This window comes from Streptomyces jumonjinensis (genome assembly GCF_009600885.1).
In the GTDB taxonomy this organism is placed as follows: domain Bacteria; phylum Actinomycetota; class Actinomycetes; order Streptomycetales; family Streptomycetaceae; genus Streptomyces; species Streptomyces jumonjinensis.
Genome location: NZ_VCLA01000197.1, coordinates 37,612 through 63,054, shown reverse-complemented (window position 1 = coordinate 63,054; position 25,443 = coordinate 37,612). Strand labels below are relative to the sequence as shown.

21 protein-coding genes and 1 pseudogene are annotated in these 25,443 nt (G+C 72.0%); 12 read left to right on the top strand and 10 right to left on the bottom strand.

Features of this window, described 5'->3' with window-relative positions:
* Window positions 1-58: 58 nt before the first annotated feature.
* The 3 genes from paaC to paaA are packed head-to-tail and all read right to left on the bottom strand — an operon-like array spanning window position 59 to window position 2,045.
* Window positions 59-775, bottom strand: a complete 717-nt coding sequence (gene paaC / locus FF041_RS33890; protein WP_323371254.1) for a 1,2-phenylacetyl-CoA epoxidase subunit PaaC — start codon at window positions 773-775, stop codon at window positions 59-61.
* Window positions 772-1,062: a 1,2-phenylacetyl-CoA epoxidase subunit PaaB gene (gene paaB, locus FF041_RS33885; protein WP_153481767.1), complete on the bottom strand. Its 291-nt coding sequence runs from the start codon at window positions 1,060-1,062 to the stop codon at window positions 772-774. Before paaB ends, paaC begins: the two co-directional genes overlap by 4 nt.
* On the bottom strand, window positions 1,059-2,045 hold the full coding sequence (gene paaA, locus FF041_RS33880) for a 1,2-phenylacetyl-CoA epoxidase subunit PaaA (protein ID WP_153526280.1): 987 nt from the start codon (window positions 2,043-2,045) through the stop codon (window positions 1,059-1,061). The genes paaB and paaA overlap by 4 nt, the downstream gene beginning before the upstream one ends.
* 112 nt (window positions 2,046-2,157) lie before the next feature.
* Between paaA and FF041_RS33875 the strand changes: the two genes are divergently transcribed.
* Genes FF041_RS33875 through FF041_RS33860 form a run of 3 tightly spaced genes read left to right on the top strand, consistent with a single transcriptional unit; the run spans window position 2,158 to window position 5,114 of the window.
* A complete protein-coding gene (locus FF041_RS33875) occupies window positions 2,158-3,021 on the top strand; it encodes a DUF5819 family protein (RefSeq protein ID WP_194292283.1) in 864 nt (287 codons plus the stop codon).
* On the top strand, window positions 3,018-4,334 hold the full coding sequence (locus FF041_RS39725; protein ID WP_228388817.1) for an HTTM domain-containing protein: 1,317 nt from the start codon (window positions 3,018-3,020) through the stop codon (window positions 4,332-4,334). Before FF041_RS33875 ends, FF041_RS39725 begins: the two co-directional genes overlap by 4 nt.
* A 9-nt stretch (window positions 4,335-4,343) precedes the next feature.
* Window positions 4,344-5,114 (top strand): TrmH family RNA methyltransferase, encoded by a 771-nt coding sequence (locus FF041_RS33860; RefSeq protein WP_153526279.1) that lies wholly within the window; start codon window positions 4,344-4,346, stop codon window positions 5,112-5,114.
* A gap of 148 nt (window positions 5,115-5,262) precedes the next feature.
* On the opposite strand, the gene paaN is transcribed toward FF041_RS33860, so the two are convergent.
* Window positions 5,263-6,939 carry a phenylacetic acid degradation protein PaaN gene (gene paaN / locus FF041_RS33855; RefSeq protein ID WP_153526278.1) on the bottom strand — a complete coding sequence of 559 codons (1,677 nt, stop codon included), beginning with the start codon at window positions 6,937-6,939 and terminating at the stop codon, window positions 5,263-5,265.
* A 408-nt stretch (window positions 6,940-7,347) separates the two neighbouring features.
* Between paaN and FF041_RS33850 the strand changes: the two genes are divergently transcribed.
* Together FF041_RS33850 and FF041_RS33845 are read left to right on the top strand one after the other, a co-directional pair.
* On the top strand, window positions 7,348-8,814 hold the full coding sequence (locus tag FF041_RS33850; protein WP_194292296.1) for a 3-hydroxyacyl-CoA dehydrogenase: 1,467 nt from the start codon (window positions 7,348-7,350) through the stop codon (window positions 8,812-8,814).
* Window positions 8,811-9,455: a TetR/AcrR family transcriptional regulator gene (locus FF041_RS33845; RefSeq protein ID WP_153526276.1), complete on the top strand. Its 645-nt coding sequence runs from the start codon at window positions 8,811-8,813 to the stop codon at window positions 9,453-9,455. The genes FF041_RS33850 and FF041_RS33845 overlap by 4 nt, the downstream gene beginning before the upstream one ends.
* A gap of 129 nt (window positions 9,456-9,584) precedes the next feature.
* On the opposite strand, the gene FF041_RS33840 is transcribed toward FF041_RS33845, so the two are convergent.
* Complete coding sequence (locus FF041_RS33840; protein ID WP_153526367.1) at window positions 9,585-10,070, bottom strand: Lrp/AsnC family transcriptional regulator; 486 nt, start codon at window positions 10,068-10,070, stop codon at window positions 9,585-9,587.
* A 288-nt stretch (window positions 10,071-10,358) separates the two neighbouring features.
* On the opposite strand from FF041_RS33840, the gene pdhA reads away from it, so the two are divergent.
* From pdhA to FF041_RS33815, 5 genes are all read left to right on the top strand, one after another.
* The gene (gene pdhA, locus FF041_RS33835) at window positions 10,359-11,486 is read left to right on the top strand and encodes a pyruvate dehydrogenase (acetyl-transferring) E1 component subunit alpha (protein WP_323393493.1); all 1,128 of its coding nucleotides are present in this window, start codon (window positions 10,359-10,361) and stop codon (window positions 11,484-11,486) included.
* The gene (locus FF041_RS33830) at window positions 11,483-12,517 is read left to right on the top strand and encodes an alpha-ketoacid dehydrogenase subunit beta (protein ID WP_153526275.1); all 1,035 of its coding nucleotides are present in this window, start codon (window positions 11,483-11,485) and stop codon (window positions 12,515-12,517) included. Before pdhA ends, FF041_RS33830 begins: the two co-directional genes overlap by 4 nt.
* Window positions 12,518-14,047, top strand: a complete 1,530-nt coding sequence (locus FF041_RS33825) for a dihydrolipoamide acetyltransferase family protein (RefSeq protein WP_153526274.1) — start codon at window positions 12,518-12,520, stop codon at window positions 14,045-14,047.
* A 92-nt stretch (window positions 14,048-14,139) separates the two neighbouring features.
* Window positions 14,140-15,108, top strand: coding sequence for an NTP transferase domain-containing protein (locus FF041_RS33820; protein WP_153526273.1), 969 nt, complete (start codon window positions 14,140-14,142; stop codon window positions 15,106-15,108).
* Window positions 15,105-16,514, top strand: a complete 1,410-nt coding sequence (locus FF041_RS33815) for a molybdopterin molybdotransferase MoeA (protein WP_323393491.1) — start codon at window positions 15,105-15,107, stop codon at window positions 16,512-16,514. Before FF041_RS33820 ends, FF041_RS33815 begins: the two co-directional genes overlap by 4 nt.
* An 85-nt stretch (window positions 16,515-16,599) precedes the next feature.
* Here the strand turns inward: FF041_RS33815 and FF041_RS33810 are convergent, their stop codons facing one another.
* Window positions 16,600-17,709, bottom strand: a complete 1,110-nt coding sequence (locus FF041_RS33810; protein WP_194292282.1) for a potassium channel family protein — start codon at window positions 17,707-17,709, stop codon at window positions 16,600-16,602.
* A gap of 147 nt (window positions 17,710-17,856) precedes the next feature.
* Between FF041_RS33810 and FF041_RS33805 the strand changes: the two are divergent.
* Together FF041_RS33805 and FF041_RS33800 are read left to right on the top strand one after the other, a co-directional pair.
* Window positions 17,857-18,534: pseudogene (locus FF041_RS33805) on the top strand (potassium channel family protein); the annotation flags it as partial.
* Between the two features lie 151 nt (window positions 18,535-18,685).
* The gene (locus FF041_RS33800; RefSeq protein ID WP_153526272.1) at window positions 18,686-19,666 is read left to right on the top strand and encodes an NAD(P)H-quinone oxidoreductase; all 981 of its coding nucleotides are present in this window, start codon (window positions 18,686-18,688) and stop codon (window positions 19,664-19,666) included.
* Window positions 19,667-19,954: 288 nt separating this feature from the next.
* Here the strand turns inward: FF041_RS33800 and FF041_RS33795 are convergent, their stop codons facing one another.
* From FF041_RS33795 to FF041_RS33780, 4 genes are all read right to left on the bottom strand, one after another.
* Window positions 19,955-20,506, bottom strand: a complete 552-nt coding sequence (locus FF041_RS33795; protein WP_153483130.1) for a bacterial proteasome activator family protein — start codon at window positions 20,504-20,506, stop codon at window positions 19,955-19,957.
* A 157-nt stretch (window positions 20,507-20,663) separates the two neighbouring features.
* Window positions 20,664-23,540 carry an FtsX-like permease family protein gene (locus FF041_RS33790; protein ID WP_323393489.1) on the bottom strand — a complete coding sequence of 959 codons (2,877 nt, stop codon included), beginning with the start codon at window positions 23,538-23,540 and terminating at the stop codon, window positions 20,664-20,666.
* On the bottom strand, window positions 23,537-24,307 hold the full coding sequence (locus FF041_RS33785; RefSeq protein ID WP_153483128.1) for an ABC transporter ATP-binding protein: 771 nt from the start codon (window positions 24,305-24,307) through the stop codon (window positions 23,537-23,539). The genes FF041_RS33790 and FF041_RS33785 overlap by 4 nt, the downstream gene beginning before the upstream one ends.
* A gap of 420 nt (window positions 24,308-24,727) precedes the next feature.
* Window positions 24,728-25,420 carry a PadR family transcriptional regulator gene (locus tag FF041_RS33780; protein ID WP_153526270.1) on the bottom strand — a complete coding sequence of 231 codons (693 nt, stop codon included), beginning with the start codon at window positions 25,418-25,420 and terminating at the stop codon, window positions 24,728-24,730.
* Between the last annotated feature and the right edge of the window lie 23 nt (window positions 25,421-25,443).

The following is a 25,443-nucleotide window of genomic DNA, read 5'->3' as shown; positions in this document are numbered from 1 at the left end:
TCTCCCGCTCCGGGGGGCGCGTCCGCCGTCCGGAGCTCATCCGTGCGCCGGGCGCCGGTCACCATGACGCCCCCGGGTGGCTGCGGTGCAGATGCTGCATCTCGGCGAGCATCCGGCCGAACGGCTCGGTATGCACTCCCTGGCGTCCCGCGCCCGCCGTCCACGCACCGGAGCGCGGCCCCTCCGGAACGGTCAGCGTCGCCCGCTCCAGCACCCCTGTCACCGACTCCAGCCACTCCCGCTCCAGGGCCCGCCAGTCCAGGTCGAGGCCGTCGACGGGCTGGAACATCTCGCCCGTGAACCGCCAGAGCTCCTCGCACGCCCGGCTCATCCGGCGATGGCTCTCCTCCGTGCCGTCGCCCAGGCGGAGAGTCCAGTGCTCGGCATGGTCCACGTGGTAGGCGACCTCCTTGACCGCCTTCGCCGCGAGCGCGGCGAACGGGCCGGAGCCGGTCGCCAGCTCCCCGTACAGCAGCCGCTGATAGACGGAGAAGAAGAGCTGGCGGACGATGGTCCGGGCGAAGTCGCCGCCCGGCTGCTCGACCAGCTGGAGATTGCGGAAGGACCGCTCCTCGCGCAGATAGGCGAGCTCGTCCTCGTCCCCGGCGAGGGAGAGCAGCACACGCGCCTGCCCCAGCAGATCGAGCGCGATATTGGCGAGCGCGACCTCCTCCTCCAGCACGGGGGCATGGCCTGCCCACTCCCCCAGCCGGTGGGAGAGCACCAGCGCGTCGTCGCCGAGGGCGAGGGCCGCCGCGTTCGCCGTGGTGGTCACAGGTGCTTCACCCCGTCCGGGATCTCGTAGAACGTCGGATGGCGGTAGGGCTTGTCGGCGGCGGGCTCGAAGAACGGATCCTTCTCGTCCGGCGAGGAGGCGGTGACCGCGGTGGAGGGCACCACCCAGATGGACACGCCCTCGCTCCGCCGGGTGTAGAGATCGCGGGCATTGCGCAGGGCCATCTCCGCGTCCGGGGCGTGGAGACTGCCGGCGTGGGTGTGGGACAGTCCGCGGCGGGAGCGGACGAAGACCTCCCACAGCGGCCAGTCGGTCGAGCTGCTCATGCCGTCGCCTCCTGGGGGTCCTGATGCCCGGACCGCTCCTCGGCCCGGTGCTTCTCCGCGTAGGCAGCGGCGGCATCCCTGACCCAGGCGCCCTCCTCATGCGCGCTCCGGCGCTGGGCGAGCCGCTGCTCGTTGCACGGCCCGTTGCCCTTGAGGACCTCCTGGAACTCGGTCCAGTCGATCGGGCCGAAGTCATGGTGACCCCGCTCCTCGTTCCACCGCAGATCGGGGTCGGGGAGGGTCAGGCCCAGCACCTTCGCCTGGGGGACGCAGATGTCCACGAAGCGCCGCCGCAGCTCGTCGTTCGAATGGCGCTTGATCTTCCAGGCCATGGACTGGGCCGAGTGGGCGGATTCGTCGTCCGGGGGGCCGAACATCATCAGCGAGGGCCACCACCAGCGGTTCACCGCGTCCTGGGCCATCTCGTGCTGCGCCGGGGTGCCCCGGGAGAGGGTGAGCAGCAGCTCGTACCCCTGGCGCTGGTGGAAGGACTCCTCCTTGCAGATCCGGACCATCGCGCGGGCGTACGGGCCGTAGGAGCAGCGGCACAGCGGCACCTGGTTGGTGATCGCGGCGCCGTCCACCAGCCAGCCGATCGCACCGACGTCGGCCCAGGTCAGCGTGGGGTAGTTAAAGATCGAGGAGTATCGCTGGCGGCCCGCGTGCAGCTTGTCGAGCAGCTCCTCGCGGCTGGTGCCCAGGGTCTCGGCCGCGCTGTAGAGATAGAGGCCATGGCCCGCCTCGTCCTGGACCTTGGCCATCAGGATCGCCTTGCGGCGCAGCGAGGGGGCGCGCGTGATCCAGTTCGCCTCGGGCTGCATGCCGATGATCTCGGAGTGGGCGTGCTGGGCCATCTGGCGGATCAGCGTCGCCCGGTACGCGTCCGGCATCCAGTCGCGCGGCTCGATGCGCTCGTCGGCCGCGACGGTGGCGTCGAAGACCGCCTCGTAACGCGCCGTCGTGTCCACGGTCACCGCCGTCATCCGGGCCCCCTACCGACCGATCGTTCGGTTCATTGGCTTCAATGGTGGGTCGTCGGCCCTTAGGGTGTCAACCCTGTGGATAACCGAGTGGTGCCGTGGGGATCGGGGCGGGATGGGCTCGCATCAGGACGAGGGCGTCGAGCACGCCGGAGGAACGGAGCCGAACCGGGCGTCCGGCCGGTCGGCCCGCACCCTGGATCACCCTCCTGAACAGCGAGGGCCCGAGCCGGACGGCTCGCCGCCCCCGAGCGGCCGACCGCCCTCGCTCGCCGGGGACGCCCCATCGGGCGAGGAGGTGCGCGGCCTTCTGGCGCTCTCGACGCCCTACCGGATGGCCGCCGGAGCCGCGCTCGCGCTCATCGCCGCCGTGGTCTGCGTCCATGCCGCGATGGTCTTCCTCCATGTCGCCCCGTCCAACACGGTGACCAAGAAGTACGGCAAGGCGATCGACGCCTGGGTGTACCCAGAGTTCGAACAGAACTGGAAGCTCTTCGCCCCCAACCCGTTGCAGCAGAACGTCTCCGTACAGGTGAAAGCCGAGATCAGGACCCATGCCGGAGGCCGCGAGACCACCGACTGGATCGATCTGACCGCCGAGGACGCCGCCGCGATCCGCGGCAACCCCCTGCCCAGCCATGTCCAGCAGAACACCCTCCGCCGCGCCTGGGACTTCTACACCGGCTCCCACGACGACAAGGACCGCTCGACCGGACACCGCGGCGCGCTCTCGGAGAGCTATCTGCGCCGGATCGCGATGCTGCGCCTGGACTCCCGGGATCTCGGCGGCGTCGTGGAGCGCGTCCAGTTCAGATCCGTCACCCAGGTGATCGAGCCTCCGCCGTGGAGCCAGGAGAAGACCGACACCCGCCCCGTCCCCCGGGTGCTGCCGTGGTGGCCCGTCACCGAGGCCGACCGGCCCGGCGGGGCCGGGGACGGCGGCCCCACCGCCGCGGACCGTACGGAGGCGGCGCGATGACCGCGACCCGAGGCGGCAGGGCCGCCGACGCCCTGCAGCGGATCACCGCCGCGCCCCTGGGCCGCTACCAGAGTGCCGTCGTACGGATCGGCTTCGCGGGCACCTGGCTCTTCTTCCTGCTGCGCGAGTTCCCCCACCGCCATGAGCTGTACGGGCCCGAGGGCCCGTGGAGCTGGGAGCTGGGCCGCCGGCTCATCGCCAGGAACGATTCCTTCACCGTGCTGATGTGGACCGACAGCGGTCTCTGGTTCGAGACGGTCTACCTCGTTTCGGTGCTCTCCAGCGTGCTGCTGATGCTCGGCTGGCGGACCCGCGCCATGTCGGTGGTCTTCATGGTCGGGGTGCTCTCTCTCCAGAACCGCTCGATATTCATGGGGGACGGCGGCGACAACGTCATCCATCTGATGGCGATCTATCTGGTCATGACCCGCTGCGGCCGGGTCTGGTCGCTGGACGCGCGGGCGGCGGCACGGCGGAAGGCGGGCGAAGAGGCCCAGGCGCCGACGGGGCCTGGGCCGGGCCCGGACCGCGCCGAATCGGGGCTGGAGCCGGAGCCGGAGCTGGGGCCGGAGCCGGACCGCGCCGGACCGGAGCCGGAGCCGGACCGCGCCGGACCGGGGCCTGGCCCGGAGTACGCCGAACCGGAGCCGGACCGGGTCGGTCCCGTGCTCTGGTCCGTCCTCGGATTCCTCCTGATCACCGGTACCTTTCTGAATGAGAAGGGCTGGCCCGTCCTGCTGCTCCTCTGGGGGCTGTGGGCCGGGCACGGACTGTGGTGGCTGGTGAACCGCTATGTGCCGGACAGCCAGCCGCACATCCTGCTCGACGCGGTCGCCAACCTCCTCCATAACGCCGCACTGCTGGTGATCATGGTCGAGGTCTGTCTGATCTACGCCACGGCGGGCTGGTACAAGGTCCAGGGCTCCCGCTGGCAGGACGGCACCGCGCTGTACTACCCGCTCAACCTCGACTACTTCACCCCCTGGCCCGCTCTCTCCGGGCTGCTGGCCTCCGGCGGGGTGATGGTGATGGTGCTGACCTATGTGACCGTCATCGTGCAGGTCGCCTTCCCCTTCACCCTCTTCAACCGGCCGCTGAAGAACGTCCTGCTGGTGTTCATGATGCTGGAGCACGCGGCGATCGCCGTGGTGCTCGGGCTGCCGTTCTTCTCGCTCGCGATGATCGCGGCGGACGCCGTCTTTCTGCCCACGGTCTTTCTGGTCTGGCTCGGAACCCGGGCGGCGGCAGGGCGGAAGCGGCTGCTGTCCCGGTCGCGCCCGTCCGGTTCGGAGGCGCCGGCGCCCGCACCGTAGCCTGAGGCGATGAGCGACGACGACACCGCGAAGGCGGTCCAGCGGTGGCGTGAGGCCGCACCCGACGCGGTGCTGCTCGACGGCTTCCACGCGCTGAAGCACGCACTCCGTTTCGGCGCGGATGTGCCGCACGCGGTCACCAGCGACAAGGCGGCCGTGCTCGGCCTCGCGGAGGACCTGGCAGGCGATGTGACCGAGCGCATCGCGGCCCTCCTCGTCGAGGTCCCCCTGGAGACCCTGCGGGAACTGGTCCCCAAGGTCCATCCCACCCGGGTCGCGGCCCTGGCGGCCCGGCCGGAGCGGGAGAAGAACACGGAACTGCTCGGCCGGCTCCCCCGGCGCGCGCCGATCGTCGTCCTGGACAACCCCCGCAACCTCGGCAACATGGGCGCCGTGGTCCGTCTCGCCGCCGGATTCGGCGTGACCGGGGTGGTCACCACCGGCGATATGGACCCCTGGCACCCCAACGCCGTACGAGCGGGCGCGGGACTCCACTACGCCACCGCCGTCGAGCGGCTGCCGTCCGACGCCCTCCCGCCGGGACCCTTGTACGTCCTGGACCCGGAGGGCGACGACATCAGATCCGTCCCTCTGCCGGACGACGCGCTGCTCGTCTTCGGCTCGGAGCGCCATGGCGTCTCACCGGAGCTCCGGGCCCGGGCGACCCGGCTGCTCTCCCTGCCCATGCGGCCCCAGGTCTCCAGCTACAACCTCGCCACCAGCGTGGCCATGGCCCTCTTCCACTGGGGCGGCCCGGCGGACCCGCCGCCGAGCCTCTGAGCCTCCCGCCGCGCCCAGCAGTGCGCCCGTCGCCCTGAGACGCTTCCGTGTGCCCGGGGCCGGGAGGCCGCCCTGCCCGGCCCCGGCTGCCCGGACCGACCTGACCCCGGCTGCCCGGGACCCGGTGCGGGCAGCCCCGGACCAGGCTTCACGCCTGGCGGCGGACCTCCACCACCCGGAAGCGGCTGGAGACGAACGCGCTGTCGCACAGCGCCGCGTTCGCCGCCGGATTGCCGCCCGAGCCATGGAAATCGGAGAACGCGGCCGTCTGATTGACGTACACCCCGCCGGTCAGATTCAGCGAGAGCTGCGCCGACTCCTCCAGGCAGACCTCCTCGATCGCGCGCTCCGTCTCCCCGGACGTGGTGTACGCGCCGACCGTCATCACGCCCTGGTCGCGGATCGTGCGCCGCAGCAGCGCGAGCGCGTCGGCGGTCGAGTCCACGGCGACCGCGAACGACACCGGACCGAAGCACTCCGAGAGATACGCCGGCTCCGCGTCGGGCTTGCCGCCGTCGAGCTTGACGATCACCGGCGTACGCACCACGGCGTCCGGGAAGTCCGGATTGACGATCTTCCGTGAGGGCAGCGCCACCTCGCCGAGCTCGGCCGCGCCCTCCAGCCGGCTCTTCACCTCCGGATTGACCAGCGCGCCCAGCAGGGCGTTCGCCCGGGCGTCGTCGCCGAGCAGCCCGCCCACCGAGGCCGCGAGATCGCCCACCACCTCGTCGTACGACTTGCGGCCCGTGTCGGTGGCGATCCCCTCCCGGGGGATCAGCAGATTCTGCGGGGTGGTGCACATCTGGCCGCTGTACAGGGAGAGCGAGAAGGCCAGATTGGAGAGCATCCCCTTGTAGTCGTCGGTGGAGTCGATGACGACGGTGTTGACGCCGGCCTTCTCGGTGTAGACCTGTGCCTGGCGCGCGTTGGCCTCCAGCCAGTCGCCGAAGGCGGTGGAGCCCGTGTAGTCGATGATCCTGATCTCGGGGCGGACCGCGAGGGTCTTGGCCAGGCCCTCGCCGGGGCGTTCGGCGGCCAGAGCGATCAGATTCGGGTCGAAGCCCGCCTCGGCGAGCACCTCGCGGGCCGCCCGGACCGTGAGGGCGAGCGGCAGCACCGCGCGCGGATGCGGCTTGACCAGCACGGGATTCCCGGTGGCCAGCGAGGCGAACAGCCCCGGATAGCCGTTCCACGTCGGGAAGGTGTTGCAGCCGATCACCAGCGCCACGCCGCGGCCCGCCGCGGTGAAGGTCTTCCGCAGCGCCAGCGGGTCGCGCTTGCCCTGGGGCTTGGACCAGGCGGCGGCCTCCGGGGTGCGGGTCTGCTCCGCATAGGCGTACGCCACGGCCTCAAGACCCCGGTCCTGGGCATGGGGGCCGCCCGCCTGGAACGCCATCATGAAGGCCTGCCCGCTGGTGTGCATCACCGCGTGCGCGAACTCATGGGTGCGGGCGCTGATACGGGCGAGGATCTCCAGACAGACCAGCGCCCGCAGCTCGGGACCCGCCTCGCGCCAGGCGGGCATCCCCGCGCGCATCGCGGGGAGCAGCACATCCGGATCCGGATGCGGATACTCGACGCCCAGCTCGATGCCGTACGGCGACACCTCGCCGCCCGCCCAGCCGTCGGTGCCCGGCTGTTTCAGGTCGAAGCGGGTGCCGCGCAGGGCTTCGAAGGCCGCGAGGCCGTCAGCCGGCGCGCTCTCGCCGTACGCCTTGGGGTGCTCGGGGTGCGGGGACCAGTAGGCACGGGTGCGGATCGCTTCGAGGGCCTGATCGAGCGTCGGCCGGTGGCTCTCGGTCAGCCGGGTCTCGGTCAGCTGCATGACGGACCAACTCCTCGTCGAGCTGGGCAGGGACGGAAGGACAGAGTTAGAGTAACCGAACGATCGGTCGGTACAAGGGGGCCTGTCAAACCTGTGGAAAACTCATCCGGGAGGATCACTCCCATGAGCGCCATCGAGCAGAGCACCGCCGCCGGGCGCCGCGCGGCCGGCACTGGCGGCACGGTCGGCGAGAACCACGTCACCAGCGGAAACGGCACGGCAGCCGAGGACCGTACGCCCGGCGTCGACCGTCCGCCAGGCGAGGGCGAGGCGTACGGCAGGGGCAAGGCGCCCGGCGAGGGCAGGGCGTACGGCGACGACGGCGCGTACGGCGAGGGCAGGGCGTACGGCGAGGAGCCTCACGCCGTCGAGCGGAGCCGTACCGTCGCCGTGGTCGGGGCCGGCGCCATGGGCCAGGGCATCGCCCAGGTCGCCCTGACCGCCGGCCACCCCGTACTGCTCCATGACATCGCCCCCGGCCGGGCCGCCGAGGCCACGGCGGCGATCGGCGCGCGGCTGGACCGGCTGGTCGCCAGGGGAAAGATGGAACCCGCCGCCCGGGACGCCGGCGTCGCCCGGCTGCGTCCGGCGCACGACCTCGGCGAACTCTCCGGATCCGCGCTCGTCATCGAGGCGGTCGTCGAACGACTGGACGTCAAACAGGCCCTGTTCCGGGCCCTGGAGGAGATCGTCGCCGATGACTGTCTGCTCGCCACCAACACCTCCTCCCTCTCCGTCACCGCCGTCGCGGCTGCCCTGAAGCACCCCGGCCGGGCCGTTGGACTCCACTTCTTCAACCCGGCCCCGCTGCTGCCGCTCGTCGAGGTCGTCAGCGGCCATGCCACCGAGGAGAGGACGGCCGCCCGCGCCCACGCCACCGCGGCGGCTTGGGGCAAGACCCCGGTCCGCTGCGCCGATCTGCCCGGATTCATCGTCAATCGCGTCGCCCGGCCCTTCTACGCCGAGGGCTTCGCGATCCATGAGGACCGGGGCGCCGACCCGGCCACCATCGACGCCGTGCTGAGGGAGTGCGGCGGATTCCGGATGGGCCCCTTCGAGCTGACCGATCTGATCGGCCAGGACGTCAACGAGGCCGTCACCCACTCCGTATGGGAGTCCTTCTTCCGGAGCGCGAAGTTCACTCCTTCCCTGGCACAGCGCAGACTGGTCGAAGCGGGTCTGCTGGGCCGTAAGTCGGGCCGTGGCTGGTACGACTACGCCGAGGGCGCGGCCCGTCCCGAGCCGCACACGGCCGCCTCCGCCGCGCCTCCCGCGTATGTCATCGCCGAGGGCGACCGGATCTGCGGCGCGGAGGGGCTGCTGGAGCTGATCGCCGGAGCCGGTGTCACCGTCCGTACCGAGGGCGGGGAGGAGAGCACCGTGCTGGAGCTGCCCAGCGGTGGACGGCTGGCGCTCGCCGACGGCCGGACCTCCGTCGAGTTCGACGACGTCGTCTACTTCGATCTCGCGCTCGACTACCGGACCGCCACCCGGATCGCGCTCTCCGCCTCCCCGGACACCGGCGAGCGCACCCTTAAGGAGGCGATCGGGCTCTTCCAGGCGCTCGGCAAGAAGGTCAGCGTCATCGGGGACGTACCCGGCATGATCGTGGCCCGGACCGTCGCCATGCTGATCGATGCCGCCGCGGACGCCGTCGCCAAGGGAGTCGCCACCGACGACGGCATCGACACGGCGATGAGACTGGGGGTCAACTACCCCCTGGGGCCGCTGGAATGGAACCGCAGGCTCCCCCGGGGATACGCCCATGACCTGCTGGAAGCGCTCGACAGCCGGGTGCCGGGCGGACGGTACGCCCCGAGTCTGGCGCTCTTCCAGCGCACATCCCTCATAGACGCGGAAGGAGCGGACTCATGACCGTCGCCAAACGCGACACCTATACGCCGGAGACGCTGCTGGACGTCGCCGTACGCGTCTTCAACGAGCGCGGTTACGACGGCACGTCCATGGAGCATCTCTCCCAGGCGGCCGGAATCTCCAAGTCCTCGATCTACCACCATGTCTCCGGCAAGGAGGAGCTGCTGCGCCGGGCCGTGAGCCGGGCGCTCGACGCCCTCTTCGCGATTCTGGAGGAGCCGGGGGCGTCGCGGGGACGGGCCATCGAGCGGGTCGAGTATGTGACCCGCCGCACCGTGGAGGTGCTGATGGCCGAGGTGTCCCATGTGACGCTGCTGCTGCGGGTACGGGGCAACACCAAGACCGAGCGCTGGGCGATGGAGCGCCGCCGGGAGTTCGACCAGCGGGTGGCCGATCTGCTGAAGGCAGCCGCCGCCGACGGCGATCTGCGCGCGGACGTGGACATCCGGCTGGCGACCCGGCTGCTCTTCGGCATGGTGAACTCGCTGGTGGAGTGGTACCGGCCGCATCCCGGCGGCGGCCATGAGGGCGACCAGCTCGCCGAGACGGTCGTACGGCTGGCCTTCGACGGGCTGCGTACGGGCCCCGGGGGCTCCCCTGAAGCGCCCACGGAAGCTCCTCCGGAGGTCCCGGAGGGCTGATCCTGGGCTCCGGCGGTGGTCCTGGGGCTGGGCTCCGGGGTGATCCCGAGGCCCAACGGGTGATCCCGGGCCCCGAGGGTGACCCCGGGGCCCGTACGCAGGGCGCGGATCTCAAGGCGGCGCCGGCTCTTACGAAGGCGGCTCGGCATCCGGGGGCGAACCGGGCGCAGGGTGCAGATCCGTCTCCTCGAAGACCAGCAGGGTCCGGGTGGACAGTACCTCCGGTATGGCCTGGAGTCTGGTCAGGACGAGTTCGCGCAGGGTGCGGTTGTCCGGGGTGTGCACCAGCAGCAGCACATCGAAATCACCGCTGACCAGGGCTATGTGCGCGGCCCCCGGCAGGGCCCGCAGCTGCTCGCGGACGGTCCGCCAGGAGTTCTGCACGATCTTGAGCGTGATATAGGCGGATGCGCCCTGACCTGCGCGTTCATGATTGACGCGGGCGCTGAAGCCGCGGATGACGCCGTCGTCGATCAGCCGGTTGATCCGGGAGTACGCATTGGCGCGCGAGACATGGACGCGATCGGCGACGGACCGTACCGAGGCGCGGCCGTCCGACTGGAGTATGCGCAGGATGCCACAGTCGACGGCGTCGAGCGTCCGCGGCGGAGGCATCTGGTCCGGTTGCCCCGCGACCCCGTCCGGACGGTCGATGACCTGGTCGGACCCGCTCGCCGCCGTGGGGTTCGCCCCCGGATCGGCTCCGCCCCGCGTTTCGGCCATTCGTTCAGAACCCATATCCCCCCGCCTCCCCGGCATGGACGACCTGTGTCCATCACAGGCTGTGGAGAACCGTTTGTCCACAGGCTGGAGGTGCCTGTAGCCAAAATGCGTCCACGACCGAACAATCGGTAGGTGAGGCGGGCCGCATTCCGGCCGTCTCACCATCGCCCTCACGAGGAGGTGCTCGCCTTGAGAGCCGTCGCCTACCGGCCCACCCCGCCCCCGGCGTGGCAGCCCCGCACCGACCCCGCTCCGCTGCTCCCGGACCCGGAGCCGTTCCGGGTGCTCGGGACCGAGGCCGCCGCCGGCGCCGACCCCGAGCTGCTGCTGACGCTCTGGGCCCAGCTGGTGCGCGGCCGGAGGTTCAACGCCCAGGCGACCGCCCTGACCAAGCAGGGCAGGCTCGCCGTCTATCCGTCGAGCACCGGGCAGGAGGCGTGCGAGGTCGCCGCCGCGCTCGCGCTCAAGGAGCGGGACTGGCTCTTCCCCAGCTATCGGGACACGCTCGCGGCCGTGGCGCGCGGCATGGACCCGATACAGGTGCTCTCCCTGCTGCGCGGCGACTGGCACACCGGATACGACCCGTACGAGCACCGCACCGCGCCGTTGTCCACCCCGCTCGCCACCCAGCTGCCGCACGCGGTCGGCCTCGCCCACGCCGCCAGACTCAAGGGGGACGACGTCGTCGCGCTCGCGATGGTCGGCGACGGCGGCACCAGCGAGGGCGATTTCCACGAGGCGCTGAACTTCGCCGCGGTGTGGCAGGCCCCGGTCGTCTTCCTGGTGCAGAACAACGGCTTCGCGATCTCCGTGCCGCTGGCCAAGCAGACCGCCGCCCCCTCCCTCGCCCATAAGGCCGTGGGGTACGGAATGCCCGGCCGGCTCGTCGACGGCAATGACGCGCCCGCGGTGCACCAGGTGCTCTCCGAGGCCCTGGACCGGGCCCGGCGGGGTGATGGACCGACCCTGGTCGAGGCGGTGACCTACCGCGTCGAGGCTCATACGAACGCCGACGACGCCACCCGCTACCGCGCCGACGCCGAGGTCGAGACCTGGCGACGCCATGACCCGATACGGCTTCTGGAGCAGGAGCTCACCGAGCGGGGGCTGCTGGACGACGACCGCAGGCGGGCCGCCGCCGAAGCCGCCGAGGCCATGGCCGCCGACCTGCGCGAGCGGATGAACGCCGATCCGGTGCTCGACCCGATGGAGCTGTTCGCGCATGTCTACGCGGAGCCGACCAGCCAGCTCCGGGAGCAGGCCGGGCAGCTGCTGGCCGAGCTGGAAGCGGAAGGGGAGGCCCGATGACCTCGGCGACGAGCCCCGTGTCGGCCGCCGCTCCGGCCGGGGCCAAGCCCGCCACCATGGCGCAGGCCCTCCAGCGCGCGCTGCGCGACGCGATGGCCGACGACCCGACCGTCCATGTGCTCGGTGAGGACGTCGGCACCCTCGGCGGGGTCTTCCGGGTGACGGACGGGCTCGCCGAGGAGTTCGGCGACGACCGCTGCACGGACACCCCGCTGGCGGAGGCGGGCATTCTCGGCGCCGCCGTCGGCATGGCGATGTACGGGCTGCGGCCGGTCGTGGAGATGCAGTTCGACGCGTTCGCCTACCCGGCGTTCGAGCAGCTGATCAGCCATGTGTCCCGGATGCGGAACCGCACGCGCGGCCGGATGCCGATGCCGATCACCGTGCGGGTGCCGTACGGCGGAGGGATCGGCGGCGTCGAGCATCACAGCGACTCCTCCGAGGCGTACTACATGGCGACCCCCGGTCTCCATGTCGTCACCCCCGCGACGGTCGAGGACGCCTACGGCCTGCTCAGGGCCGCCATCGCCGCCGACGATCCGGTGATCTTCCTGGAGCCCAAGCGGCTGTACTGGTCGAAGGCGGCCTGGTCGCCGCAGGCCCCGGCCGAGGTCGAGCCGATAGGCCGGGCGGTCGTCCGGCGCAGCGGCCACAGCGCGACACTGATCACCTATGGGCCGTCCCTGCCGGTCTGTCTGGAGGCGGCCGAGGCCGCCCGGGCCGAGGGCTGGGAGCTGGAGGTGGTGGATCTGCGTTCGCTCGTGCCCTTCGACGACGACACGGTCTGCGCGTCCGTGCGGCGCACGGGGCGCGTGGTGGTGGTGCATGAGTCCACCGGCTTCGGCGGTCCCGGCGGGGAGATCGCGGCCCGGGTCGCCGAGCGCTGTTTCCACCATCTGGAAGCTCCGGTACTGCGAGTGGCCGGTTTCGATATTCCCTATCCGCCGCCCATGCTGGAGCGGCACCATCTGCCCGGAGTGGACCGGGTGCTGGACGCGGTGGCGCGGTTGCAGTGGGAGGCGGAGAGCTGAATGGCACAGGTGCTGGAGTTCAGACTGCCCGACCTCGGGGAGGGGCTGACCGAGGCGGAGATCGTGCGCTGGCTGGTGGCCGTGGGCGATGTCGTCGCGATCGACCAGCCCGTGGTGGAGGTCGAGACGGCCAAGGCGATGGTGGAGGTGCCCTGCCCGTACGGGGGCGTGGTGACCGCGCGCTTCGGCGAGGAGGGCACGGAGCTTCCCGTCGGGGCGCCGCTGCTGACGGTCGCCGTGGGACCGGCCGAGGGGTCGTCCGGCCCGGCGGGGAGCTCCACCCGGGACCTCTCGCCGGAGGACGCCGGGACCTCCGGAGCGGACACCGCAGCCGTCCGCGCCGGAGTCTCGGACACCATGGCCGCCGGTGCCGGCGTCTCCGGTGCCGGTGCCGGTGCCGGTGTCTCCGGTGCCGGGGCTTCCCAGGGCAGGACCGGGGACGGCGGCACGTCGGACGAGTCCTCGGGGAATGTGCTCGTCGGCTATGGGACGGGAGCGCCCGTGGCCAGGCGGCGGCGCATCAGCCCCGCCGCACAGCGGGCGTCCGCCCCCGCCGCGGGGAGAGCGGCACACGAGGAGAGCGCCGAGCACAGCGGTCCCGTGCCCGTCATCTCCCCCCTGGTCCGCAGGCTGGCGCGGCAGAACGGTCTGGACCTGGGGCAGTTGGCCGGGTCGGGCCCGGACGGGCTGATCCTGCGCGCGGATGTCGAATACGCCCTGCGGGCGGCCGGAAGCACGGTCAGGCCCCTGCCCGCGCCGGCCCCGGGCGTCGAGCGTCCGGCCGCGCCGCTGTCGGGGACCTCCGTGTCCGCCGGCGGCTCCCCGGCTCCCTCCGGGACGGGCGGCCGGCGGATCCCGCTGCGCGGGGTGCGCGGGGCCATGGCCGCCAAGCTGTCCCGCAGCCGGACCGAGATACCCGACGCCACCTGCTGGGTCGACGCGGACGCCACGGAACTGATGGCGGCACGGGCCGCGATGAACGCGGCGGGCGGCCCGAAGATCTCCGTCATCGCCCTGCTCGCCCGGATCTGCACGGCGGCGCTCGCGCGGCGCCCCGAGCTGAACTCCACCGTGGACACGGCGGCCGGTGAGATCGTGCGGCTGCCCGAGGTGCACCTCGGGTTCGCGGCCCAGACCGAGCGCGGTCTCGTCGTCCCCGTGGTCCGCGACGCGCACCGGCGCTCGGCCGAATCGCTGAGCGCCGAGTTCGCCAGACTGACCGAGGCGGCCCGGCAGGGCCGGCTCACCCCCGGTGAGCTGACGGGCGGCACCTTCACCCTCAACAACTACGGGGTGTTCGGCGTCGACGGCTCCACCCCGATCATCAACCACCCCGAGGCGGCGATGCTCGGAGTCGGCCGGATCGTGCCCAAACCCTGGGTGCACCAGGGCGAGCTGGCCATACGCCAGGTCGTCCAGCTCTCCCTCACCTTCGATCACCGGGTCTGCGACGGCGGCACGGCGGGCGGCTTCCTCCGGCATGTCGCGGACTGCGTGGAACAGCCCGCGGTGCTGCTGCGGACCCTGTGAAGAGCCGCGGACTCGGCAAAGAAGCGGCCGGTGCCCGGTAGTCCCTCCGCCGGACCTGTCCAGGCAGGTCCGGGCGTGGCCATACTTCAGACATGACCGCGACAGAGGGCGCTGTGACACCGCCGAGAGCCGCGTACGACGCCCTTGTGCTCGCGGGCGGGGCCGCGCGGCGGCTCGGCGGGGCCGATAAACCGGGACTGAGCGTCGGCGGGCGGTCGTTGCTCGACCGGGTGCTGGGCGCTTGCCGGGACGCCGGGCGCACCGTCGTCGTCGGCGGGCGCAGGCCCACCGCGCGGCCGGTGAGCTGGGCCCGGGAGGACCCCCCGGGCGGCGGTCCGCTCGCCGCGCTGGAGGCCGGGCTGCGCGGGCTGGGGGCGGATTCCGAGTCGGTCCTCGTGCTCTCCGCGGATCTGCCGTTCCTGGGCGAGCCCACGGTGGCCCGGCTGATCGGCGCACTCGGCGCGAGCGGACGGGAGGCGGCGCTGCTGACCGACGCCGAGGGCCGTGAGCAGCCGCTGGTCGCCGCCTACCGGACCGAGCCGCTCCGCCGTGAACTGGCGCTGCTCGCGACCGAGTACGGGAGTCTGGCCGGGCTGCCGCTGCGGCTGCTGACCGAGGAGCTGGACCGCACCCGGATCGGCGCCGAGCCGTTGGCGTCCTTCGACTGCGACACTTGGGAGGACCTCTCCACCGCCAGGGCCCGTATCAGGGAGCATGGACACGTGCTGGACGAATGGATCACCGCGGTCAAGGACGAACTCGGCATCACGCTCGATGTCGACACCCCGCTGCTGCTCGACCTCGCCCGGGATGCCGCGCACGGCGTCACCCGGCCCGCCGCGCCTCTCACCACGTTTCTGGTGGGGTACGCGGCTGCCGCGGCGGGCGGGCAGGGCCCGGAAGCGGTCGCGGAGGCGGCCCGCAAGGCCGCGGCCCTGGCGAGGCGCTGGGAGGAAGAGGCGGAACAGCCCGGCGCCGGGGCGTCCGGCCCCGGTGACGCGTCCCCGCGGGAGGGCACGCCGCCCGAGGGCCCCGGGGCGGCGCGGACGGACGCCGGGTGAGCGCCTCGGACGGCCGGGCCCCGAGCGGCCTGGCCGACCCCCTGGAGGCGGGCCGGAACACCCATGACCCGGACGGTGTCGAGGAGGCCCTCGCGCTGGTGAGCGGGCGGACGCTCCGGCCGGACCCCGCCCGCGGGCCGGAGCGTTCCCCCGAGGCCGCCGACGGCGGGGGCCACCGTGCGGTCTCCTGGCCCCAGGCCCGGTCCATCGCCGCACGAGCCGGGCGCGGCGGCCCGGTCCGCACCCAACGGGTCGCACTGGACCAGGCCGTCGGCCGGGTGCTCGGCGAGCCGCTGACGGCGCTCTGCGATCTGCCGCCGTTCGACACCTCCGCGATGGACGGCTGGGCCGTCGCGGGCCCCGGCCCCTGGACCGTGTCGGGGGGCGACTCGGTGCTCGCCGGGCAGAGCGCCCCGCCGCCGCTGGAGGACGGCACGGCGGTCCGCATCGCCACCGGGGCGCGTATCCCGCCGGAGGCGACGGCGGTGATCCGCAGCGAGCACGCGCGCACCGACGCCGGACAGCGGCTGCTCCATGCCGAGCGGAGCGTGTCCCAGGGGCAGGACATCCGGTCCCGGGGCCAGGAGTGCCGCCTCGGCGACCGTCTGCTGCCCGCCGCCTGCGCGGTGACGCCCGCCGTGCTGGGACTCGCGGCGGCGGCGGGCTACGACGAGCTGGCCGTCGTCCGGCGGCCGAGGGTGGAGGTGCTGGTCCTCGGAGACGAGCTGCTCACCGCGGGCCGCCCCCACGACGGGCTCATCCGCGACGCGCTGGGGCCGATGCTCGGCCCCTGGCTCGGCGCGCTGGGGGCCGAGGTCGTCGCCGCTCGCAGGCTCGGTGACGACGCCGGGGCCCTGCGCCGGGCCGTCACCGCCTCCGAGGCGGAGGTGATCATCACCACCGGGGGCACGGCGGCGGGCCCGGTCGACCATGTCCACCCCGTGCTGCGCGAGACGGACGCCACCCTGCTGATCGACTCTGTCGCCGTACGCCCCGGGCATCCCATGCTGCTGGCCGCCCTCGCCGCGTCCGGCGGGGGCCCTGAGGGCGTCTCTCCGGCCCGCTATCTGGTCGGTCTGCCCGGTAACCCCCTCGCGGCCGTGTCCGGGCTTCTCACGCTCGCCGAGCCGCTGCTGCGGGGTCTGGTGGGGCTCCCGGCCCCGGCGCCGTACCGGATGCCGGTCCGGGTCCCGGTGCAGGGACATCCGTATGACACCCGGCTGGTGCCCTTCGTGCACCACGACGACGGTCTGACTCCCGTCCGCTACAGCGGTCCGGCCATGCTGCGCGGGATCGCCGCCGCCGACGGTCTCGCGGTGGTGCCCCCGGGCGGCGCGCGGCCCGGGGACGAGCTGGAGGTGCTGGAGCTCCCTTGGGTGCCCGGGGCCTTCTCCGCCGACGTCTGAGTTCCGGGGGCCGGGCTCTGGCCTGCCTACGGGGTACGGAGTACGGGGTCGGAGAAAGGCGGACCCTGTTTCACGTGAAACAGGGTCAGTAGGAGGGTTCCTCGCGGCTGATGGTGATCAGACGGTCTCCGAACTGGAGTTGTGAGGACTCGGGATCGGCGAAGTCCAGCATCTTCTTTCTGCGCACCACCGCCACCACCAGATCGGCGCACTCGCGGGGCGACCTCCCCACCTCGTCCTTGTTCACCGGGCGTTCCGCGAGATTGAGCCCGCTGCCACGGGTCATCAGGTCTTCGAGCGTGTCGGCGACATGGGGACTGGCCATCGACACCCCGAGCAGCCGGCCCGCCGAGCTGGAGCTGGTGACCACCGTGTCCGCGCCGGACTGCTTCAGCAGCGGCACGTTCTCGTCCTCGCGGACCGCCACCACGATGGCGGCCCGCTTGTTGAGCTGCCGGGCGGTGAGCGTGACCAGGGTGGCGGTGTCGTCCCGCTGCGGTGCGATGATCACCCGCGCCGCTCTCTGCAGCTCGGCCTTGAGGAGCGTCTTGGAGCGGGTGGCGTCCCCGAGGACCGCCACCAGACCCTCGGCGCTGGCCGCGTCCACCGCCTTCTGCTGGGGATCGACCACGACGATCTTCTCCTTGGGCACCCCCTGGCCGCGCAGCGTCTCGATGGCGTGCCGTCCCTTGGTGCCATAGCCCACGACGATCACATGGTCGGTCATACGGGAGCGCCAGCGGTGGACGCGGACCTGCTGGCGGGTGCGCTCGGTGAGCACTTCGAGGGTGGTGCCGACCAGGATGATCAGGAAGACCACCCGCAGGGGGGTGATGATGAAGATATTGGTCAGCCGGGCGCCGTCGCTGACCGGTGCGATATCGCCGTATCCCGTGGTGGAGAGTGTGACGGTGGTGTAGTACGCCGCGTCCAGGAAGTCGACTTTTCCATCCGCGTTGTCGCTGTAGCCGGAACGGTCCAGCCAGACGAGCAGGGTGGTGACGGCCAGCACCAGCAGGGCCATGGCCAGCCGCCGCAGTACCTGCTGGAGGGGCGGCACGGTGGCCTGCGCGGGCATCGTGATGGACCGCCCGGCCTCCGCGTCGTCCACGGCCTCCCTGTTCGAGCGGTACCAGCGGGAGCGCAGGATCGAGAGTTTTCCTGCCTTCGGCGGCGGTTGCTTCTCGTCCTTCATGGGAGGTCCCCTCTGGCAGTGGCCCAGTCGGTCGGCGTGGATGACCATGGTCGCCGATCTCGGGTCTCAACGAGGATCGCGCCCCGGTGTTGGCGGTAGCGTCGTTTCCCGGTGCGGTGGACAGCACGCCCCCGCTCAATGTCGCAGAACCGCTGGAGGCTTCGCTTGCGTGAGCACACTGTCATCGTCGGCTTCGGGACGAAGGGCCGTTCCGCGATTCAGACACTGACCGCGACGGGGCTGAGGAAAGAGCAGATCGTCATCATCGACCCCAGCAGCAAGGTGATCGACGCCGCCGTCGCCGAGGGCTTCAACGGGGTGGTCGGCGACGCGACCCGCAGCGATGTGCTGATCCGGGCCGAGGTGCAGCGGGCCGGGAAGATCATCATCGCGACCCAGCGCGATGACACGGCGGTCCTGGTCGCGCTCACGGCGCGGCAGCTCAACCGGCAGGCGAAGATCGTCGCGGCGGTGCGCGAGGAGGAGAACGCTCCGCTGCTGAAGCAGTCCGGCGCGGACGCGGTCATCACCAGCGCCAGCGCGGCGGGGCGGCTGCTGGGTCTCTCCGTGCTCAGCCCCAGCGCGGGCGCGGTGATGGAGGACCTGATCCAGCAGGGCAGCGGGCTGGATCTGGTGGAGCGGCCGGTGATAAGGGCCGAGGTGGGGCGGAGCGTCCGGGAGACGGACGATCTGGTGGTGAGCGTGCTCCGGGGGCACCGGCTGCTCGGCTACGACGACCCGGCCGCCAGTCCGCTCCAGCTGACCGACCGGGTGATCACCATCGTGCGGGCGGAGGACGGGCCCGCGCTCCAGACGGAGGAGTGACCGCCGCTCGCGCGAGCGCACGGGGGGGGAGCGCTGAGGGCGCACGGGGGAGACGGGATGCACCGGTTCGGGTGGCGGGGTCGCGAGTCGCGGCGGTTGACGCGGATCCGCTGATACGGCGGGCCGGCGGGCCGGGAGTAGCCTCGCCGCCATGCATGCGATCACGATTCCCGAACCCGGCGGTCCCGATGCTCTGGTGTGGGCGGCGGTCCCCGATCCCGTGCCCGGCGAGGGCGAGGTCCTCGTCGACGTCGTGGCGAGCGCCGTCAACCGGGCCGATCTGCTTCAGCGACAGGGCTTCTACGATCCCCCGCCGGGGGCTTCGCCCTACCCCGGCCTCGAATGCTCGGGCCGGATCAGCGGGCTGGGCCCCGGAGTCTCCGGCTGGGCCGTCGGCGACGAGGTGTGCGCGCTGCTCTCGGGCGGCGGATACGCGGAGCGGGTGACCGTCCCCGCCGGACAGCTGCTGCCGGTCCCGAAGGGGCTCGCCCTGGCCGATGCCGCGGCGCTGCCGGAGGTCACCGCGACCGTTTGGTCGAACATGTTTATGATCGCCCATCTGCGGCCCGGTGAGACGGCGCTGATCCACGGCGGTGCGAGCGGGATCGGCACGATGGCGATCCAGCTCGCCAAGGCGGTGGGCGCGCGGGTGGCCGTCACGGCGGGCAGTCCCGAGAAGCTGGCCCGCTGCGCGGAGCTGGGCGCGGACATCCTGATCGACTACCGGGAACAGGACTTCGTGGAGGAGCTCCGCAAGGCGACGGCCGGCGCCGGGGCCGATGTCATCCTCGACATCATCGGCGCGAAGTATCTGGACCGGAATGTGCGGGCGCTCGCGGTCAACGGGCGGCTCGCGGTGATCGGGCTCCAGGGCGGAGTCAAGGGCGAGCTGAATCTGTCGACGCTGCTGGGCAAGCGCGCGGCGGTGACGGCCACCTCGCTGCGGGGCCGCCCGCTGGGGGAGAAGGCGTCGATCGTGGCGGCCGTACGGGAGCATGTGTGGCCGCTGATCGAGGACGGCCGGGTACGGCCGGTGGTGGACCGGCGGATGGCGCTGCGGGACGCTGCGGGGGCCCACCGGGTGGTGGAGTCCGGCGCGCACATCGGAAAGGTGCTCCTGCTGACGGACTGACCGGGCACCCGGGCGGACCGGCACCCCGACCGACCTGCTGACTTGTTGACCGGTGCCCAGGACCTGCTGACCGGCGTCCATGCTGACCGACGCCCGGCCAACCCGGCCGACCTGCCGCGCCGCCGACTCGCCCGCCGCGGCCGGCCCGCTGTCCCGCCGGCCGTCGCCCGGCCGACGGGACAGCCCGTGCGGGGGCCTGGCGGGGCTTGTGCCCCGCCGGCCTCCGGACATCCGGCATCGGGCCCCGGTCAGCGATCCCGGAGGCCGGCCCCGGCCGTCGGACGGCGGTTACAGATACGGGCCCGAGCGGATCGCGCCGTGCTGCGGACCGTCCTCGTCCTCATGGTGGCTCCCCGGAGGAAGCGCACGGCGCATCTGCTCCAGCTGAGCACGGGCCGCCATCTGCTGGGCGAACAGCGCCGTCTGGATGCCGTGGAAGAGGCCCTCAAGCCAGCCCACCAGCTGGGCCTGCGCGATCCTCAGCTCCGCCTCGGAAGGCACCGCGTCATCGGTGAAGGGCAGCGAGAGCCGCTCCAGCTCCTCGACGAGCTCCGGGGCGAGACCGTCCTCCAGCTCCTTGACCGAGCCCGCGTGAATCTCCTTGAGCCGGACCCGGCTGGCCTCGTCCAGAGGAGCCGCCCGGACTTCTTCCAGCAGCTGCTTGATCATGCTGCCGATCCGCATGACCTTCGCGGGCTGCTCGACCATCTCGGTCACCGGGACCTCGCGCGGCTCATTGCTGCCGCCGCCGCTGTCACCGACGCCGAGTGCCATTCCGTCCTGACCCACGACAAGGACGTGGGGGCTCTCCTGCGACCGTTCATTCCTCGGCATCTCCATGCCGCCATTCTCTCGCACAAGCGCGTCACTCACGGGTGTGCCCCCGTACCAGGGTGATCACCCTTGTACGGGGGCACGAATCCCCAGGGCACGCATCCCGGGGCATGAATCCCCGGGAATCGCGGACGGCGGCGGACCGCCGTCGCCTATCGCCCGATCATGAGGCCGCGCGGCGGGCCAGCGCGCCGCGCGAACGGGTCACCAGCGCCGCCAGCAGCGCGGCCCCCAGCGGGACCGCCACCAGCAGCAGCGCCAGCGTCGTCCAGGGCACGACGATCGGCACGAACGGCTTGTCGTCGATGCTGCCGTGGCCCTGAGCGAGGGCGTCCTCGAACCACTGCATCTCGCTGCGCCGCTCGGAGAGGCGCAGCCCGACGGACGGCAGCATCCCGGCCGCCGAACCGAGCACCACGCCCATCGTCGCCACCACCCCGCACTGGAACCCGCTGAGCGTCCTGCGCACCCGGGGCGGGGCGCCGACCGCGGCCAGCGTCTTCAGATCGGCCTCGGCATCGGCCTGGGAGAGGCCCGTGGCGATACCGGCGGCGCCGATGGTGATGAGACCGGCGAAGACCGCCAGCGCCAGCATCATGACGTTGTTACTGCTCTGGTAGCCCTCCTCGATATGCAGGTCGGCCTGGACTCCGGTCTTGCTGAGTTCGCTGTCCAGCCGCTGGCGCTCCTCGCTGCTGGGCATCCGGTCCGTGGAGTAGTACGCGCCGTAGGGCAGCGTGTTCACCTCCGCGGCCTCGGCGGCGTCCGGCGGCATGATGACCGGCACGCCGTACGACTGGCCGCCGCCCTCCATCCGGTGCATGGCGAAGCTCTTGACCTCGCCGGGCGCCGTCCCGCCCTTCGACTGGGCCTTGTCGGCCGCCTTGAGGTCGGTGACCATCCGGATGCGGAGCTTGTCCTCGCCGTGGGCGTAGCGCTTGTCGAAGACCAGGGCCTTCCCGTCCGCCAGTGCCTTCTCGGCCCCGGCGTCCTCGATGCCGAGCACCTTCAGCACCTTGGCGTCGCCGACCACGACGTCCAGGGGGGCATAGCCGCCGCCGAGCGTGTTCTTGCACCGCCAGTCCTCGGTGAGCTTGCGCCGCTCGGCCTTGCTGAACCTGTCCGCGGGATCCGCCTCGGGGTTCTTCGGATCGGAGACCCACAGCGGACACTCATTGGCCCGTGGCGTGATCAGTTCATACCGTCCGCACTCCGGGTTGTCGCTCCCATAGCCGTCGTATGTGGTGCAGCCGGGATCTCCGACCAGGAGCCGGTCCACATCGGCCCGTACGCCGACGGGGAACGCCTTCTCCACAGCGGAGCGCAGCCCCGGCACCTCCCGCGCGCCGCCCGCCTCGTCGACCCCGAGAGCGACCGCGCCATGGGGAAGCCGCGCCTCGTAGTAGGACCTGATCTCGGCGTCGTCGCTCGCGGCGAAGGTCGCGACCGCGACCGTGCCGGCGACGGCCGCCAGCACCGCGGCCACCGCCGGAGCCGTACGGCCCCGGTTGCGTACCGCGTCACGCAGCGCCAGCCTCGGGGCCAGCGGCAGAAAACGCCCGAGCCGGCCGAACAGGCCGACCAGCGCCGGGGTCAGCGCGACCACACCCAGCTCGGCGAGGGCGCTTCCGCCCGCCACGATCAGGAACTGGTCGGACATCAGCGAGCCGTAGAGCGCGATGGCCACACCCAGCGCGACCGCGATCAGACCGAGCACCGGAAGCACCCGATTGCTCTTCCGTACGCCCAGACGGCCCGTCAGTGAGGCGAGCACGGGCTGACGGGAGGTGCTGATGGCGGGCACCAGCGCGGCCAGCAGACCGGTGACCACGGCGAGCAGCGCGATGGCCCCGAGCTCCAGCGGCCGGACGTCGAAGTGGCCGAAGCGCTCTCCGACCAGGTCTTCGAGCACCGGCCGCAGCGCATAGGTCAGCAGCAGCCCGAGCAGGGTGCCGACCACGGCGGCGGCGATGCCGATCACCAGACCGCCGGCGAGGACGATGGCGCGGATATGCCGGCGGTCACCGCCATTGGCTCCGACCAGACCCAGTTGACGGCGGGAGCGGCGGGCGCCGACCGCGAAGGCGGGCCCGGCGAGCAGACAGATCTCCAGCAGGGCCAGCAGGACCACGGTGCCTATCACGGCCAGCGTCGCGTTGTCGGCCGCCGGCGAAAGGCCGTAGTTCTGCGCGTCCTCCTTCTGGAAGAGCGGGACCTCGGAGTCGGCCGGCGGATTCATGATCACCGCACGGGAGTCGACCGTCACCCCCTTGGCGTTGGCCTCCTTCACCATGTTCCACGTGAAACCACCCTCGACCTCGACCAGATAGCTCGTATCGGGGTGGGTGGGGCGCAGCCCGGCCTTGTCGAGCGCCTTGTCGAGCGGGGCGAGCAGAGCGCCGGGAAGGGCGTTGACCTGGTCCGTCTTGAGCGAGCCGGGAAGCTCGTAGGAGCCGACGATCGTGTACTCACGGTCGAGATTGCGCGCGGTGAGCTTGGAGCCCACTTTCAGCCCGCTGTTCTCCAGGAAGTAGTCGGTCGCCGCGACCTCGTGGTCCTTCTGCGGGAAGCGCCCCCCGGTCAGCGGCATCATGCCCTTGACCATGGAGTCCGCCGCCTTCAACTCCCTGATCTCGGTGTTCAGCAGACCGTGCTCGGTACGCAGCTTGGCCCGCTCGAGGGAATCGCTCAGGGTCCTGGCGTCCTGCGGCACGGCCTTGGCGACATCGGTGCTGCCGTCCGGGTAGGGCTTGTTCTCGTAGTCGCCCTCCGGGGAGCTGTACTCGTTGCCCGGGCTCTGGAGCAGGGGGACCCCGCCCATGAGGGGATCGGTCAGCCGGGCGTCGGCCTGGCCGATGTCCCGGGCGAGCTGCTGTTCGGGGGAGAGCTGTGAGCTGCGGAAGGTCAGATCCGCCGCGCTCACTCCGACGATGGGCAGCGCGATCATCGCCAGGACGAGGGAGCTGCGCCCCTTGGCGCGCAAGGCGTCGCGGCGGGCTATCCGGATGGCCGCCCGCCAGGAGTGGTACCAGGTCCTCACAGTTCGGCCGCCCGACCGGTGAGCAGCGAGTCGGCCTGGCTGCGTACGGTCTGGTCGACGACGGAGCCGTCGCGCAGAAAGACCACCCGGTCCGCCCAGGCGGCGAAGCGCGGCTCGTGGGTGACCAGGATTCCGGCCGCCCCGGCGTCACAGCGGGAACGGAGCAGCGCGAGGACGGACTCGCCGGTCTCGGAGTCCAGGGCGCCGGTCGGCTCGTCGGCGAGGACCAGCCGCCGGTCTCCCACCAGGGCACGGGCGATGGCCACCCGCTGCTGCTGACCGCCGGACATCTCATCGGGGAAGCGGTCGGCGAGGTGCGCCAGCTCCATCTCCTCCAGCGCGGCGAGGGCCTCGACCCTGGCCTTGCGGGCGGAGACGCCGTCCAGTTCGCGGGGGAGGGAGACGTTCTCGGCGGCGGTGAGCGCCGGGATGAGGTTGTAGTCCTGGAAGACATAGCCGATGGCACGGCGGCGCATGGCGGCGAGCGTCTTGCGGTCGGCGGAGGTGATGTCGGTGTTCTCGACGATCACCCGGCCCGAGGTGGGCAGATCGAGGCCGCCCGCGATGGTGAGGAGCGTGGACTTGCCGGAGCCGGACGGGCCCATGACGGCGACGAGTTCGCCGGGGAAGACATCCAGGTCGATACCGCGCAGGGCGTGCACCTCGGTCGCGCCGGTGCCGTGGACGCGGGTCAGCTGCTGGAGCTGGAGAACGGGCTGTTCTGCTCTTTGGGGCTGCTGTGACTGTTGGGGCGTGGAAAACGACATGGAGGGGTCCCCCCTTGGACTGATGAACTGAACGGAAGGTTTCCGGCGTGCGGAGCCGGTGGGTGAAGCGGACAGCAGACAGCGGACAGCAGACGGCGGACAGCGGATGTACGAGGTCGCCGCGTCCCCTGGCTGGTCCGGCCCGGGACGGATGCGGACGACGGCCCGGAAGGGTCGACCGGGTCTACCGGCACGGACGGGGTGAGCGGGTTGAACGCGTTGAGCGGGTTGAGCGGGTTGAACGCGTTGAGCGGCCGGCGGGCCTCGAACCAAGCGGGCCCGGTTCCGCCGGACTCCGCCGCGGTCTGCGGGAGTGGGAAAGCCCCCGGCCCGAGGAGCCCCCGGCCCGCCAGGGGCAGAGGCCCCTGGCGGCAAGGCCCCGGGAAGGGCCCCCGGCGCAGAGGCCCCGGCGGAAGGGCGCTACGTCCGGCCGGTGCCGGGTCTGGTTCTCTGCGCCCCTGTCCCGGTCATGGAGAGATCCGGTCGCGCCGACCGCCCCCGGGGCTGTTCGGCGGACTCCCCCGGTGGTGCGGCCTTGGCGGCGGCGGCCCCCGCTCCCCGCCCGGTCCCGGCGGAGAGTCTGACCAGCCTCACCTCGCAGTGATCGAGCCAGCGCGCCTCGGCCTCGGTCTGGAAGATCAGCTGTTCCAGCACCAGCAGCCAGGCCACATCGTCCCGCTCCTCGGACCCCCCGCCCTCGATGGCGGCCAGCGCCTGAGCCTTGAGCCGGGTGTAGTCCTGCATCGCCCGCACCGTGTGATGGCGCTGGGCCTGGATGACGGCACGGATGTCGACCCCGGGGGCTCCGACCGCCATGGCGAGCTTGATGGCCAGCTCGTCACGGGGCGGATTGCTGCGGTCCACCGGGGTCTCGAACCAGCTTCTCAGCTCGCTCCGGCCCGTCTCGGTGATGACGTAGAGCGCTCGCCCCGCGTCGTCCGCGCCGTCCTGGGCGACCATGCCGTCGCGCTCCAGGCGGTTGAGCGTCGTATAGACCTGGCCGACGTTGAGCGGCCAGGTGGCGCCGGTGCGGGACTCGAACTCCGTACGGAGCTGGGAGCCGTATCGGGGGCCTTGCTCAAGGAGGGCGAGCAACCCGTGACGGATGGACATACCCAGTATGTATACCCGGTATG